This window comes from Arenibacter hampyeongensis (assembly GCF_002909255.1).
GTDB lineage: Bacteria > Bacteroidota > Bacteroidia > Flavobacteriales > Flavobacteriaceae > Arenibacter > Arenibacter hampyeongensis.
Window position 1 is genome coordinate 149,950 of the sequence record NZ_PIOB01000009.1, and the last position, 15,249, is coordinate 165,198.

The following is a 15,249-nucleotide window of genomic DNA, read 5'->3' on the forward strand; positions in this document are numbered from 1 at the left end:
GGAACACCTCAAATATTCTAGTCCACTATAGGGTTAATTTATTTGAGGTTTTTAAGCTATAGCGACCAAGGTTCCTTATAACGGTTTTTAAAAGATAGTAGTAATCACATTATGGGAAACAAACTTCAATTTCTGTTGGCATTAATGGTCTCTATGTGGAACCTTAATGCGCAGACTATAAAGTTTGAACATTACAATGATCAAAATGGCCTGTCCCATAATTCCGTAAGGCATATTATTCAGGACGATCAGGGATTTTTGTGGTTGGGTACTTTTTCAGGATTAAACCGTTTTGACGGTTATGAATTTAAAACTTACACCAGCTCTTCCGAACTTAACAATACAATCCCGGACGATGATATTACAGACTTGGAATTGGATAAGGAATCCAATCAACTATGGATAGGCACAAGAAAGGGACTCGTTCTTTATCAATTGGACACCCACACCTTCCGAACCTTCCTGCCAAATGTTAATGACCCAAACGCTTTGCAGGACGGGGAGATACGGTCCGTTCATGTAGATAGGTTCAAACAAGTGTGGGTTGGAACCAAGGATAACGGCCTTTTTATATATAATCCAAAAACCCACAATTTTAAAAAAGTGGTGCTGGAGGGCTTTGATTACATTAAAGAAATAATTGAAGATTCCCGTGGATTTATCTGGCTTGCAAGTTATGGAACCGCAGGAATTGCCAAAATTTCCTTGGACAATACAGGCGATATCGCACAAATTAGGGAGTACACCTTGGAAGTTCCAGAGTCGACCGAAACAAACCCATATGTCAATTTTATCTATGAGGATCACAAATCGGATATATTTGTTGGGAGTAGGAGAGGACTCTATAAATTGGAAGAGCAAACCGACTCATTTAAAAATCTATATCTAAAGGATTCAAAGGTCAGGGATAAATTGGGGCCATACTTTATTTCGGTAGCCAGGGCGCCCAACGGTGAATATTGGCTGGGGACCCTAGGCGGGATCCTGGTGGTAGATAAACTAGAAGACATTATTCTACAGGAGTACCGATGGTATTACTCGGAATTATCGGATGATGATTCCTTGGCGGATAATTTGGTGGCAGCACTTTATTTTGATGCCTCAGGCGTGCTATGGATTGGTACTGAAGACGGCTTGGAGAAATATGATCCCTATAACAACCAATTCAATTACAACTCGGATATTTCCCAATATATAGGGAACCAGGTACCACGGATTCGTGGATTTGCAAAAACTAAAGACAGTAGAATCATTGTGGCCACAAGACATAATGGTCTCTTTATTTCGGATAATGGACGTTACATTCCCTTGTTCAACAACCAAAAGGATATAGCCAGTATTTTCACCATAGATGGCAACATATTTTATTGTGGCCTGTGGGAAGGCCATATTTTGCGATACGATTACAGCTCTGGTAAAGCGTCTGTAATTGATGTTGGCTTTAGTAGGTCTCCAATTCTGTCTTTTGCAGATTTAGGAAACGAAAAGATGATGGTTGGCGCTCATGGTGAAGGGGCGGTAATTATCAATACAGAAACCTTGTCACCTATAAATGGAATGGGAATATTATTGCCTTCACGCCCCATTAATAAATGTGTGGTCGATAAAAAAGGCACTATTTGGTTCGCCACCCAAACAGGGGTTATTCGATTTGACCAAGAAAATGGAAATACGCATGTATATGACACCGATTTAGACGAAAACATTGGTTTGTCACATGAAAATGTCAGTGATATCACCATAGATCCGTCAGGAAAAATATGGGCGGCGACACGGAAAGGATTGGATTACTACGATCCCGATTTGGATGATTTTGTTCCAGTTATGGAACCGACGGAATTAAAAAATAGCTGGATAACCGATGTGGTATCCGATACAAACGGAGCCCTTTGGCTAAATATGAACAATAATCGTATTGCACAATACAAAACGCAATCCAATGAACTAAAAATATATTATACCGATAGTGGTAATAGGTTGGACGTATTTAGCACAACCGGATTTTACTACGCCGATGATTCCCACATCTATTTAGGAGGCAAAAATGAAATTATTTCCTTTTCACCTGCCCATATCAAGGACAATGATATATCACCAGCTCCCCTGATCACAAATATCAAAATTCAGAATACCGATTTGGAAGTAGGAAGTTTTTTAAACGATCAACAAGTACTTACCTCCGACATAAATTTAAGTCGCGAACTGGTTTTGGAAAATGTCAACAAGAATTTTTCACTTACTTTTTCCAGTCCATCCTACACCAGTGAACGTTTTAACAAGTATAGTTATAGGTTAGTAGGATTTGACAAGGGATGGAATACGGTCGACATACGACAGCGTACAGTTCAATATACCAATTTGTTTTTTGGTGATTATAACTTCGAGGTAAAGTCAATGAACAGTCACGGGATATGGAGCGATGTTTCCTCGTACCAAATAAAAATCCTTCCCCCTTTTTGGCTTACCTACCAGTCCTTGATCATCCTTATCCTATTGTTGTCCCTACTATTCTATATGGTACGCAAACAAATGAAAGCACGACTTGGATTAAAACACCAATTATTGCTAGAGAAAGTAAAAAGGGAACGCGATGAAAAACTGAACAATGAAAAACTTAAATTTTTCACCAATATATCGCACGAGCTAAGGACCCCTTTGACCCTCATATTAGGTCCCGCAAAACAATTGATTGAGGAAGGAAAAGAATCTGGCAACCAATTCCAGCAAAGCAGGTTCAATCTAATCCACCAAAATGCCAACAGACTTTTAAACCTAGTGAATCAAGTACTGGATTTTCGTAGGGCGCAATCCGGCGAATTACAGCTGAAAGTCACTAAAACCAATATTTTTCAGCGAACTACCAATACCTTTAGATCTTTTCAAGAACTGGCAGATGATAAGAAAATCAACTTTAATATTGTCTGTGACAATCAGGAAATGGAAGGATATTTGGACTGGGACAAGTATGATAAGATACTGTACAATTTGCTATCCAATGCCTTGAAATTTACCCACCAATATGGGCAGGTAGACCTATTTGTAAATACGCATCTGGAGAACGACGGGCAGATATTAATAGTTGAAGTCAGCGATGATGGTATCGGTATACCACCAGAGAGTCAAGCAAAGATTTTTTCAAGATTTTTTCAAGCTTCCAATAGTAAGGAAAACAATACCGGCTCTGGAATTGGGCTGTCTCTTGTATGGGCTTTGGTGGAATTGCACAAGGGCACTATAGAGGTAGAGAGTGAGCTGGAAAAAGGCAGTACTTTCACCTTAAAAATTCCAATTTCCAAGAAAGCCTATTCAGCCGATGAAATTTTTGAGGTAGTAAAGCCTGATGCTCATGAGGAATCTCCGCAACTATTAACAGCCAAAAAGATAATTCAAAGCACCCACTTAAAGGAACGGATTCTTATCATTGAGGACAATATTGAATTGCGAAATTATTTAGTGGAGTACCTTTCGGACCATTACAAAGTTTTTGAAGCGGAAAACGGTAAAGTGGGCCTTGAACAATGTAGAAAAGTAAAACCCGTACTTTGCATTGCCGATATTATGATGCCAGAAATGGATGGACTGGAATTCTGTAGAATTTTAAAGAACGATGACGATATAAGTCATGTCCCTGTTATTCTATTGACAGCACTTTCGGACAGTGATGATAAAATTCGAGGGTATAGCAGTGGTGCCGATGGATATTTGGTAAAACCCTTCGAACCTTCCTTGCTAAAAACGAGAATTGAGAACATCATCAAATCGCGCATGGAGCTGAAAAATAAATTTTCTGTGGAAGTGGATAGTGAGGTCACCACTTTGACGCACTCACCGGCTGATGAGATGTTTATGGAGAATCTCACACAATTGATCAAAGATGATATGAGTAACCTAGACCTAAATACCACTTTTTTGTGTCATGAATTAGGTATGAGCTCTTCCAAATTATATAGAAAGATAAAGGAGATAACAGATTTGGCTCCAAATGAATTTATTAGAACCATTAGGCTTAAGAAGGCGGCACATTTGCTAAACACCAAAAAATACAATGTCAGTGAGGTAACTGTCCTGGTGGGATTTAACGATCCATTGTATTTTAGCCGCTGCTTTAAGAAGCAATTTGGTTACCCGCCAAGTAATCTTATCAAATAGACATATTGCACATAATCAACAAATAATTTTGTATAGCATTGGAAACATATCCAACCTCTAGGATATGTTTAAGTAATATTGCTATATTTAGTACATAAAAAATTCACGTATAATTTACGTTTTAAATCCGCCGAAAATATGAATTCCAAGATCATTTCCCTCTGCTTGTTCTCTCTTGCATTTTCAATTCAAATTGGAGCTCAAAATAAGCATATCAGTACTCCTCCTGAAGTATCCCCCATGCCCATGAAGGCGGAAATGACGGAAATATGGGAGCCAGAGGTAAGTGTAGTGACTCCTGCAAAAACATTGGGAGACGCCCCTTCGGATGCTATAATTTTATTTGATGGCACAAACTTGGATCAATGGGTAAAACAAAAAGATAATGCACAACCTGCTCCATGGAAAATTGTAGACAATAACCATATGGAAGTAGTTCCAGGTTCTGGAGGTATAAGTACAAAAATGAAATTTGGCGACTGCCAGATTCACATAGAATTTAGTGCTCCGGATGTGGTGGAAGGTTCAAGCCAGGGTAGGGGCAATAGCGGATTATTTTTACAGAACAGATATGAATTGCAAATATTGGATTCTTACAATAACCGCACCTATAGAAACGGACAGGCAGCCAGTATTTATAAGGATCATGCACCCTTGGTAAATGCCATGCGCGGTCCATTGGAATGGAACACTTACGACGTAATTTATACGGCTCCTAGATTTAAAAAAGATGGCCGATTGGATGCCAAAGCGAGGATTACGGTTCTACACAACGGTATTCTAGTACAAAATAATGTAGAGATTAGTGGTAACACCTATTACATTGGGTTGCATGATTATCCATCTGCCCATGGCGATGATGTACTTTCTCTACAGGATCACGGCAACAAAACCCAATTCAGAAACATCTGGGTAAGACCCTTGTAGGTCGGGACTACCTTGAGCCCAAATAAAATGCCGAAGGAAATTGATCCCTCGGCATTTATTATTTAAGATTTATTCGTTCTAATTAATACGTTACGTATTCTACAATTTCGAGCCCGTAACCTACAAGACCCACTCTTTTAGTTTGGGTAGAATTGGACAACAGCCTTATTTTGGCGATATCCAAATCATGTAAAATTTGTGCGCCTACTCCAAAATCCTTGGCATCCATATCCACTTTGGGCGCCTTGAATATACCCTTCTTTTGCAACTCCTTCAGCTCGCCCAATCTTCCCAGTAAATTTAGTGATTCGGTTTCCTGATTTATAAATACAAATGCTCCTTTGCCCTCTTCATTGATCGCATTGAACATGTCTTCCAATTTTTTATCGGGATTGTTCGTAAGCGTACCTAAAATGTCATTGTTTATTAAGGTTGAATTGATCCTGGTAAGTACCTTTTCGTCCTTTTTCCAGGTACCCTTTGTCAATGCTATATGTATTTGATTATTGGTCGTCTGCTGATATGCCCTCAACCTAAATTCCCCAAACCTGGTAACAATATTAAAATCTTCCTTTTTACGGATCAGACTGTCGTGTTCCATACGATAGGCAATCAAGGCTTCAATGGAAACAATTTTAAGGTCAAATGTTTTAGCTACTTTGACCAATTGAGGTAATCTGGCCATGGTGCCATCTTCATTCATAATTTCCACTATGACTCCTGCTGGTTTTAGTCCGGCCAAACGGGCAAAATCTATAGCGGCCTCTGTATGCCCAGTTCTTCTTAACACGCCACCTTCCTTGGCGACAAGCGGGAATATATGCCCCGGCCTTCCAAGGTCATAAGACTTAATATTTTCATCGGTCAAAGCCTTAACGGTACTTGCACGATCTGCGGCAGAAATACCAGTGGTTACCCCTTTGCCCCTTAAATCCACAGAAACGGTAAATGCAGTTTCCATAGGATCTGTATTATTATGGACCATCATGTGCAGGCCGAGTTCCTTACATCTACCCTCTGTGAGCGGAGCGCAGATAAGTCCCCTGCCATGGGTGGCCATAAAATTGATCAATTCCGGGGTGGCCAATTCGGCTGCAGCCAAAAAATCTCCTTCGTTTTCCCTATTTTCATCATCCACTACAATAATTACCTTGCCTTGTCTAATATCCTCAATAGCTTCTTCAATGGTATTCAAAGTAATGTCCTTGCTAACTTTTGTTGTCATGTTGCAGCAATTTTATCTTTCTTCCTAAATATGCCTTTAAAATAATCCAAAATACTTCCAAAGGACAATAAACCCTTGTCCGCCGTTGCCCGCCTGGTTAAAAACACACCTAAAGGTAACATTATAAAAGTAGAAAGCCATGCGCCTATAATTGGATTTATATTCCCTTCCTTGGCGTAATTACCAGCAAATACACCAATAAAGTAATAGGTAAGGAATAAAACAATAGCGATTACCATTGGTAATCCCAATCCTCCTTTTCTAATTATGGCTCCAAGTGGTGCCCCAACAAAGAACAAAATAATACAGGATAAGGCCAAGGCATATTTTTTATGAAGTGATAAGATATGCAGACGATATATCTTGTATTTTATTTGAAGTTCATTTTTCTTTCCCTGTATACTTGTGATAATATTGGACGCGGAACTTTTGGCCGAATTCACTATTTGCGATTGGTGCCATGAAGGAAAAAGTGCAACAATATTATCGGTTGATAGGGTAGTGCCCAACGAATCCCTTTCCTTTATTTTCTTATCGATTGTAATTTGCGCCAATGAATCTGGTTTTTTAAGTGACACAAAAGCCCCCATTCTACCCACTATATTCTTGGAAAAAGCAGTCACCAATTTTACGTTGTCTTCCTTAAGCGAATCTATATCCTTGGTTAAGCGCGAAATATTCTTCATCTTATCCGTACTTACATCCCGCTCTTCATCCAGATCCACATCGTTCAGATCTGAAAGATCCTTATTTATGGTATAGGTTTTAAAATTGGCTTTGGTAAAAGGATTTTTCTTCTTTTCCTTGTTATTTTTCGTGGGCATTTGGGAATAGTAATGTCCATCTTTCAATACCAACTGTAAAATGTCCGATTGCTCGCTACTAATGAGTTCTCCCGATTTAGCTTTGATTACCGTTGTATTGACCTTTATTTTGGATTTCTCATGAATGATGACGTTTTCCAAGAATCGATCATTTTGGCCATATTTACGGTCCACCTTCATGTTCATCTCGGTACCTTCCAAATCACTAAAAACACCTTCAGAAATTATGGCCGCCGGTTTTACCTTGGCAATATTCCTTCTTAGGTTATAAATTTTTTGTTCCGAAATTGGGATAATGTTATTTGCAAAATAAAAAGTAACCCCTCCTAAAAAAGTGACAAAAATAATAAGCGGTAACATTGCCCTTTGTAAAGAAATACCAGAGGCCTTCATGGCCGCAAATTCATAATTTTCGGCAAAGGAGCCGAAGGTCAGGATAGAAGAAAGCAACACGGTTAAAGGTATAACCCGTTCCATTAGGTTGGGCATAAGGTAAAACAGAAATTTTCCGATTATAAAGATATCCAAGCCTTTACCTGCAAAATCATCAATAAACAGCCAGATCGTTTGAAATACGAAGATAAACATCAGTATTACGAACGAGCTGAAAAAATTAAAAAGGAAGCTCGATAATATATATCGGTCTAGAATTCTCAATGTCCTAATTTCTTATGATGTAGTACCCATCATTTTTATACTTGCTCTCGTCAAAAGTAAATAAGGTTTTGGACAAAGGCTGGTCTATTTTAAAAGAATTAACAGTAATGGTAGTTTTAGTACCGTTCTTCCCAGTTTCAATAAGCTTATAGATGTGCTTGGTCTCAACATCTATTCCCAATAATATTGACTTTATTTCGGAATTGGTATCAATTGGCGTCAACTTTACAAACTGTATTTTTCTTCCCTGGATATTTTGTAGAATGTCCCAATCATAATTGTGCCCTTGTTTATAGAAGGTAAGCATTTTTGAAGGGGTAATGGTGTTTTCATCATCCAGCTTTTCTTCAATAGTGACCTCCTCATTTTCCGGAACAACGGTATATACTTTTTTACCATCATATAATTGTTTGGAACCTAAATAATTAAATAAATATTTATCGCCCTGCATGGTTACATCTCCTCTTGTTTCTGTATTTATATTGGCCTCTTCATTATTGAGGCTATATTTAAAGTCTACAAAAATGTTGTCATAACTTTTTACTTTATTATATACTTCATCCAATAAAGATTTGGCCTTGGCGGAGTTCTGGGCCATTGAAATTGAAGTTGAAGTTGATAATACCAATAATATAACAGATAATTTAAGTTTCATTTGTATTCTTTTTAAATTTTAAAAGTGCCTCTTATTGGCTTTCATTGCTTAGGAGTTGATCTAAGGCATGTATATCCGGCACAAGAACCTGGCGAGCTTTACTTCCTTCAAACGAACCAACAATGCCTGCTGCCTCCAATTGGTCAATAATTCTCCCTGCCCTGTTGTAGCCTAATTTAAGCTTTCGTTGAATCAGGGAGGCCGAACCTTGTTGTGCAATTACGATAACCTCTGCCGCTTCCCTAAACATGGCATCACGATCAGAGATATTGTAATCAATACTTGTGCCAGAATCGTCATTCCCCACATATTCTGGAAGTAAATGCGCATCTGGATAAGCCCTTTGCGAACCTATGAATTCTGTAATCTTGGCAACCTCCGGAGTATCCACAAAAGCACATTGAATTCTGGTAACGTCATTGCCCTGGGTAAACAACATATCCCCACGTCCAATTAATTGATCGGCACCTTGACTATCCAAAATGGTTCTCGAATCTATTTTTGAAGTAACCCTAAAAGCTATTCTCGCCGGGAAGTTGGCTTTTATGATTCCTGTAATTACGTTTACTGAAGGTCTTTGGGTGGCAATGATCAAATGTATACCAATGGCCCTAGCCAATTGTGCCAACCTCGCAATGGGGGTTTCAACCTCCTTACCGGCGGTCATAATTAAATCGGCAAACTCATCTATAACCAACACAATATATGGAAGAAACATATGCCCATCATTAGGGTTCAATTTCCTGGCCTTAAACTTGGCATTATACTCCTTAATATTCCTCACCATGGCCACTTTTAACAACTCGTAACGGTTGTCCATTTCAATACATAGCGAATTTAAGGTGTTTATTACCTTGTTATTGTCGGTAATTATTGCTTCCTCGGAATCTGGCAATTTGGCCAAATAATGCCTTTCTATTTTATTGAACAGGGTAAGTTCTACCTTCTTGGGGTCAATTAATACAAACTTAACCTCCGCAGGGTGCTTCTTATAAAGCAGGGAGGTCAATACGGCATTTAACCCAACAGATTTACCCTGTCCTGTTGCACCTGCCATTAACAAATGGGGCATTTTTGCTAAATCTACCACAAAGGTTTCGTTGCTAATTGTCTTACCAAAGGCAATGGGCAATTGCATTTCCGCCTTTTGAAATTTACTGGAAGCAATTACGGAACGCATAGAAACAATAGTAGCGTTTTTATTGGGAACCTCAATACCAATGGTGCCCTTGCCCGGAATAGGCGCGATAATACGTATCCCAAGTGCCGCAAGGGACAAAGCAATATCATCTTCCAAATTTTTTATTTTGGAAATTCGCACCCCTGCATCGGGAACTATCTCATATAAGGTAACTGTGGGACCAATGGTAGCCTTAATTTGCGCTATGCCTATTTTATAATTCTTTAAGGTCTCAACAATTTTATTCTTGTTTTCTTCGAGCTCTTCCTGATTAATAGTAATACCGCCTGAAGCCCCATGCTGATCCAAAAGATCCAATGGTGGAAATTTATAGTTGCCCAATTCCAGGGTAGGATCAAATTCACCAAAATCTTCCACAAGTTTATCGGAAATATTGTCGGTCTCCTCTTTCTCTACCTTAATTTTTTCCACTTCCATGGAAATAGTTTCCTCCTCTTTCCCCACATTTACCTGAAATTCCCCATCGTCTCCTTCCTTTTCCAAAACAGGAATATCTTTCTTGTGGGTATAAGTATCTATCACGATAGGGGTTTCTACCTTTTCCTCTGTATATAAAATGTCGTTTTCCTTCGCATTGTCCGTCTTCGGAGTTTTAACACTCTTGAATTCGGATGCTAAAGATTTTCCCTTGTTGTTTAAATAAGCAACGGTCTTATCCGGGGAAAATTGAAACAATCTTACCAGAACTACGATCAAGCCGAAAAGCAATAACAAAAAAACGCCTACTTTCCCTCCATAATCTTGAAGAAAATCGTTCATTTCATACCCGACCATACCACCTAAAAGCGGTTTACTTGCAGCAAAAAAACCAAGTGCTACCGAAAACCAGATAATAAACACCAATCCCCAAATCCATTTTCGAAGAAGCCCTTGTTTTTGCATACTCAAAAACATATACAGCCCAGTTGTAAAAAGTAGAAAGGTAAATATGATCGAAGAAATTCCAAATCCTTTATATAAGACGAAATGACTTACATTGGCTCCAAATTTGTTCAACAAATTTCTTGCCTGTTCATTTCTGTCCGCAAATTCGGAAAGCAAGCTTTGATCGTCCTGCCATGTAAAATAGAAGGAGACAAATGAAAAGAACAAGGCAATACTTAAAAGCATTAACAACCCACCAAAAATAATTTTGTTCTGTTGCGATAATTTTAAGGAAAAGCCTTTTTTATTGGGTGTTGACTTTGGTTTTTTTACCTTTCTTGCCATTAAATCTTCAATTCTGGAGGCTAAATTACAAATTTACTATTGAACTCATCCGAACTTTATCTTTTGAAATATTATTTTAAGGAAACTCTGTCTGAGCAGGATGAATTAATATGTTATATAAACTTCGGTATATATATGATAAGACCAATAACGGAAGCAGCAACGGATACCAGCATAACGGCACCGGCCGATATATCCTTTATGAATCCAATTTTTTCATCGTATTCGGGTTGCACAAAATCAGCCATTTTCTCAATGGCCGTATTTAGACCTTCTATACCCAGTACCAATCCTATTGCCAAAATTTGAAGAATCCATTCCGTGTTCGAAATTTCAAAATAGAATCCCGCAGCCGTCATCACCAACGTTATAAAAACCTGAATCTTGATACTGGACTCTGTTCTTATCAGGAGTAGAGCTCCCTTAAAAGCGAAACCAACACTCTTAATACGATTCCTCAAGAAGCTTTCCTTAGGCATCTATCAATGCTTCTAGTGCTGCCTTATAATTGGGCTCATCTACGGTTTCTGCAACTTGTTCCGTATAAATTACCTTTCCGCTTTCGTCAAGTACAACTACAGACCTGGAATGCAAGGATTTAAGAGGTCCATCTATAAATTCAACTCCAAAAGCTTTTCCGAAGTTACCATCCCTAAAATCGGACAGCATTTCTACGTTTTCTATTCCTTCTGCACCACAGAAGCGATTTTGTGCAAATGGAAGATCTTTGGAAATGCATAAAATCTTAGTATTCTCCAATTCCGAAGCTTGCTTATTAAATTGCCTAACGGATTGCGCACATGTTCCCGTGTCTACACTTGGAAAAATATTCAACACCACCTTTTTTCCTTTGTAATCGGAAAAATTACTGGTAGATAAATCTTTTTTGGTCAACGAAAAGCTGGGTGCCTCGCTCCCAGTAGCAGGGAGGGTACCTATAGTATTTATTGGATTTCCTTTTAGTGTTACAGTAGCCATGATTAACTTTTTAAATTTTGCGTGAAAATAAAAAATATCTGATTGATAAGTTAGGAATAATGGATAAAAAAGTAGGATAATAAAAAGCCCGATCAAAGTAGGTAACTAAAAATAAAATCCCTCCAACCAATGAATTGTACAAAGGAAAAGAGGGATTTACAGCATTTGGTTCGATGGATTCTTTAACAACTATTTGTCAATGGATCCAACTACCCTTTGCATAAACTCGTTCAAAGCCTCTTTTTGGGGCTTACCTTCTTTAATGGATTTTTGAACCTCCAAAGCGCCGTATAAATTGGAAATCAATTCTCCAATAACATCCAATTCATCATCTTTTAATGAAGAAACTTCGGTAATGGATTCCAATGTTTCTATGGTTTCCAACAAATAATCCTCATCATTTTCGGCGATGAAGCCGGTTAGGTGCTTAATTACTGGTAATTTCACTTATCAATTCTTTTAAAACATCATATTTATTGGTCTGCACCTGATTTTTAAATTCCCCATCGCTAAAAATGGCAAAAGTGGGAAGATTGTCCACATTGGCCAATTTTCTGGATTCAGGGAATTTTTCTGCATCTGCAAGAACAAAGGTAATATCCTCATTCGCTAAGGACTCTTTTTTAAACTTGGGTTTCATTATTCTACAATTTCCACACCATGTAGCGGAATATTGAACAACCACATTTTTATTTTGACCAATAATCTCCTTAAGATTATCATTCTCCAATTCAAGTATCATAATTTCATATTTTAATTTATAAAAAAGGAGCCAAGTTTATTCAACAACCGACTCCTTTTATATGTTTCTGGGGTTTAGTTTGCGTGTGCAGACAAATAAGTGGCTACACCATTCCTATCGGCAGTCATTGCGTCCTTTCCTTCTTCCCAGTTGGCAGGGCAAACCTCTCCTTTTTCCTGAACGTGGGTATAGGCATCTATTAAACGTAAATATTCATTTACATTTCTCCCCAACGGCATATGATTGATTCCCTCATGGAATACAGTACCTTCTTCATCTATTAGATATGTGGCACGGTAAGTTACATTGTCACCATCTACCATGATAACCCCAGTTTCCTCATTATACTGTTCATTGGTAATATCCAAAATACCTAAAGTAGAAGCCAAGTTTCTATTGCTATCCGCTAGGATGGGATAAGTAACCCCTTCAATACCACCATTATCCTTTGCTGTACTCAACCAAGCAAAATGAACTTCGGCCGTATCACATGAAGCACCTATAACCAAAGTGTTTCTTTTTTCAAATTCTCCCAAAGCAGCTTGAAAAGCATGCAATTCTGTTGGACAAACAAAAGTAAAGTCTTTTGGATACCAAAACAAAATCACCTTTTTGTTGTTTTTTTGAGCTTCCTCCAAAACATTCAATTTGAAAGTGTCACCCAAATCGTTCATTGCATTAACGCTAAGATTTGGAAATTTTTTACCTACTAAAGTCATATTTATAAATTTTATACTATTAATTTCTGATGTAAAATTACAGCTTAATAAGGCGGATGACGATATTCTGGATTTAAAAAACTTATTCCAATATAACTATTGTATATACCTATGCCCTTTAAGGATTTTACTTGTGAAGTTGAAAAAAAATGAGCTATAAATTTCATTATATAGCAAAGAAGAGATGTTAAAAATATCAAATTTGTTATTTAAAAAAAACAATCAATTTTAAAAAATTGTTTATTCATTCCCAACCCATTTTGTGAAAAGCAATTTACTCAATACCAACCCATAAATAGTTTGATGATCGGGCCATTCGTTGAAAAAATCCATTAAGGAAAATATGAGAAATAGATAATGCACGAACCTAAGGTACTTACTCTTAAGGAGATGGTATTTTCCAACTAGATGATCTAAATTATCTTAAGATCAAGCAGCTACCGAGGATGTCCTAAGTTGTCTTATTTTTAGATGTAATGCTGCGAAAAACAGCGTCATAAAAGGGCTTAACCAATTAAAAATAGCGTAAACAAAGTATTCGGCCACCCCTACACCCAGAACGCTCGATTGATAAGCCCCACAGGTATTCCACGGAATTAATACGGAGGTTACGGTACCCGAATCTTCTAAAGTCCGACTTAAATTTTCAGGAGCCAAGCCCTTATCGTGAAAGGCCTTTTTAAACATTTTACCAGGGATGACGATAGCCAAATATTGATCACTGGCAATAGCGTTTAACCCAATACAGCTCAATACGGTACTGGCAAACAAACCAAATACGGAACTAGCAATGGATAATAAGGATTTGGTAATCCGGGCCAATGCCCCTATACCATCCATTATACCTCCAAATACCATGGCACAGCAAATAAGCAATATGGTCCAGAGCATACCCTGCATACCACCGGCACTGAACAATTCGTTTAACTTTTCGTTTTCTGTTACTATAGTCGTATCAATGAAAATTGCATTGAAAACAGCAGTTACATTGGAATCTGACAGGGTTTTCAATACTTCAGTCTGAAAAAACAGGGCAAACACTCCAGCCAACCCTACACCTGTCCCCAAGGCAATCAGTGGCTTTGTTTTAAGAAGTATAAGCGCTATTACCACTCCTGGCACTATAAATAAATACGGGCTTATATTAAAGGTATTTTTAATAGTGTCCAATAGTGCACTTACATCTGCACTCCCAGAGGTCTCTATATTGAAACTAATTACGGTAAAAACTATTAAGGTTATCAATATTGTAGGCACGGTAGTAAAGGTCATGTACTTTATATGGGTAAACAGGTCAGTTCCGGCCATGGCGGGTGCCAAATTGGTGGTATCGCTCAAAGGGGACATCTTATCCCCAAAATAAGCCCCTGAAATTACCGCACCTGCTATCATACCGGGATCAATGCCCAAGGCTGTTCCAATACCAACCAGTGCTATGCCTACTGTGGCAGACGTTGTCCATGAACTTCCGGTGGCCACAGAGATTATCGCAGCAATTACCACCGAGGCGGGCAAAAAAATAGAGGGATTCAAAACCTTAAGTCCGTAATAGACCATAGCGGGGATAACACCACTAACCAACCAAGTACCGGCCAAGGCCCCTACCAAAAACAAAATCATTATAGGGACCAGTACACTTCTTAGATTTTCCAGAACTTCGAGACCCATAGTTCTTAGGGAGGTTTTATTAAAAAACCCCACAATGGCACTAATGGCACCCCCAATTAATAAAATTATCTGATTGGAATATTCCCCGAACCATTCTCCATCGGCATAGAAAATATTATAGGCCAACATCATCATCAAAAGAACAACCGGGATAAGGGCCTCCCAGATATTTAATTCCTTATTTTCTACAATATGTTCATTCTCAGGTCCAGCGGGATTAGTGCTAAGGTTTTGCATCTAGTAGCTATTTGATTCTTCGTAATATTACGATTTTGATATCTGTTCTGCAAACCCA

12 protein-coding genes are annotated in these 15,249 nt (G+C 38.3%); 2 read left to right on the forward strand and 10 right to left on the reverse strand.

What is annotated here, in order from left to right; genetic code table 11:
* The first annotated feature begins 111 nt into the window (after nt 1-111).
* Together CWD91_RS18670 and CWD91_RS18675 are read left to right on the forward strand one after the other, a co-directional pair.
* Entirely contained in the window at nt 112-4,149 is a 4,038-nt protein-coding gene (locus CWD91_RS18670) for a hybrid sensor histidine kinase/response regulator transcription factor (RefSeq protein ID WP_103442494.1), read from the forward strand.
* Between the two features lie 138 nt (nt 4,150-4,287).
* Nucleotides 4,288-5,076: a 3-keto-disaccharide hydrolase gene (locus tag CWD91_RS18675; RefSeq protein ID WP_103442495.1), complete on the forward strand. Its 789-nt coding sequence runs from the start codon at nt 4,288-4,290 to the stop codon at nt 5,074-5,076.
* A gap of 82 nt (nt 5,077-5,158) precedes the next feature.
* Here CWD91_RS18675 and ribB read toward each other — a convergent pair whose 3' ends face one another.
* The 10 genes from ribB to nhaC all read right to left on the reverse strand — a co-directional run bounded on the left by ribB (nt 5,159) and on the right by nhaC (nt 15,191).
* Nucleotides 5,159-6,301 carry a 3,4-dihydroxy-2-butanone-4-phosphate synthase gene (gene ribB, locus CWD91_RS18680; protein ID WP_103442496.1) on the reverse strand — a complete coding sequence of 381 codons (1,143 nt, stop codon included), beginning with the start codon at nt 6,299-6,301 and terminating at the stop codon, nt 5,159-5,161.
* A complete protein-coding gene (locus CWD91_RS18685) occupies nt 6,298-7,713 on the reverse strand; it encodes an LptF/LptG family permease (RefSeq protein WP_239985858.1) in 1,416 nt (471 codons plus the stop codon). Before CWD91_RS18685 ends, ribB begins: the two co-directional genes overlap by 4 nt.
* A 73-nt stretch (nt 7,714-7,786) precedes the next feature.
* Nucleotides 7,787-8,437: a LolA family protein gene (locus tag CWD91_RS18690; protein ID WP_103442498.1), complete on the reverse strand. Its 651-nt coding sequence runs from the start codon at nt 8,435-8,437 to the stop codon at nt 7,787-7,789.
* Nucleotides 8,438-8,468: 31 nt separating this feature from the next.
* Nucleotides 8,469-10,847: an FtsK/SpoIIIE family DNA translocase gene (locus CWD91_RS18695; protein WP_103442499.1), complete on the reverse strand. Its 2,379-nt coding sequence runs from the start codon at nt 10,845-10,847 to the stop codon at nt 8,469-8,471.
* A gap of 113 nt (nt 10,848-10,960) precedes the next feature.
* Entirely contained in the window at nt 10,961-11,326 is a 366-nt protein-coding gene (locus tag CWD91_RS18700) for a diacylglycerol kinase (RefSeq protein ID WP_103442500.1), read from the reverse strand.
* The gene (tpx, locus tag CWD91_RS18705; RefSeq protein ID WP_103442501.1) at nt 11,319-11,825 is read right to left on the reverse strand and encodes a thiol peroxidase; all 507 of its coding nucleotides are present in this window, start codon (nt 11,823-11,825) and stop codon (nt 11,319-11,321) included. The genes CWD91_RS18700 and tpx overlap by 8 nt, the downstream gene beginning before the upstream one ends.
* A 189-nt stretch (nt 11,826-12,014) precedes the next feature.
* Nucleotides 12,015-12,272 (reverse strand): DUF6952 family protein, encoded by a 258-nt coding sequence (locus tag CWD91_RS18710; protein ID WP_103442502.1) that lies wholly within the window; start codon nt 12,270-12,272, stop codon nt 12,015-12,017.
* Nucleotides 12,253-12,567, reverse strand: a complete 315-nt coding sequence (locus tag CWD91_RS18715) for a thioredoxin family protein (protein WP_103442503.1) — start codon at nt 12,565-12,567, stop codon at nt 12,253-12,255. Before CWD91_RS18715 ends, CWD91_RS18710 begins: the two co-directional genes overlap by 20 nt.
* A 74-nt stretch (nt 12,568-12,641) precedes the next feature.
* Nucleotides 12,642-13,286, reverse strand: coding sequence for a peroxiredoxin (locus CWD91_RS18720; protein ID WP_103442504.1), 645 nt, complete (start codon nt 13,284-13,286; stop codon nt 12,642-12,644).
* Nucleotides 13,287-13,715: 429 nt separating this feature from the next.
* Nucleotides 13,716-15,191 carry a Na+/H+ antiporter NhaC gene (gene nhaC / locus CWD91_RS18725; RefSeq protein ID WP_103442505.1) on the reverse strand — a complete coding sequence of 492 codons (1,476 nt, stop codon included), beginning with the start codon at nt 15,189-15,191 and terminating at the stop codon, nt 13,716-13,718.
* Nucleotides 15,192-15,249 lie beyond the last annotated feature (58 nt).

Coding starts and splice junctions, on each gene's coding strand:
- CWD91_RS18720 (WP_103442504.1), bottom strand. CDS start 13,286: ATGACTTTAGTAGGTAAAAAATTTCCAAATCTTAGCGTTAATGCAATG.
- CWD91_RS18670 (WP_103442494.1), top strand. CDS start 112: ATGGGAAACAAACTTCAATTTCTGTTGGCATTAATGGTCTCTATGTGG.
- tpx (WP_103442501.1), bottom strand. CDS start 11,825: ATGGCTACTGTAACACTAAAAGGAAATCCAATAAATACTATAGGTACC.
- CWD91_RS18700 (WP_103442500.1), bottom strand. CDS start 11,326: ATGCCTAAGGAAAGCTTCTTGAGGAATCGTATTAAGAGTGTTGGTTTC.
- CWD91_RS18715 (WP_103442503.1), bottom strand. CDS start 12,567: ATGATACTTGAATTGGAGAATGATAATCTTAAGGAGATTATTGGTCAA.
- CWD91_RS18695 (WP_103442499.1), bottom strand. CDS start 10,847: ATGGCAAGAAAGGTAAAAAAACCAAAGTCAACACCCAATAAAAAAGGC.
- ribB (WP_103442496.1), bottom strand. CDS start 6,301: ATGACAACAAAAGTTAGCAAGGACATTACTTTGAATACCATTGAAGAA.
- CWD91_RS18675 (WP_103442495.1), top strand. CDS start 4,288: ATGAATTCCAAGATCATTTCCCTCTGCTTGTTCTCTCTTGCATTTTCA.
- CWD91_RS18690 (WP_103442498.1), bottom strand. CDS start 8,437: ATGAAACTTAAATTATCTGTTATATTATTGGTATTATCAACTTCAACT.
- CWD91_RS18685 (WP_239985858.1), bottom strand. CDS start 7,713: ATGTTTATCTTCGTATTTCAAACGATCTGGCTGTTTATTGATGATTTT.
- nhaC (WP_103442505.1), bottom strand. CDS start 15,191: ATGCAAAACCTTAGCACTAATCCCGCTGGACCTGAGAATGAACATATT.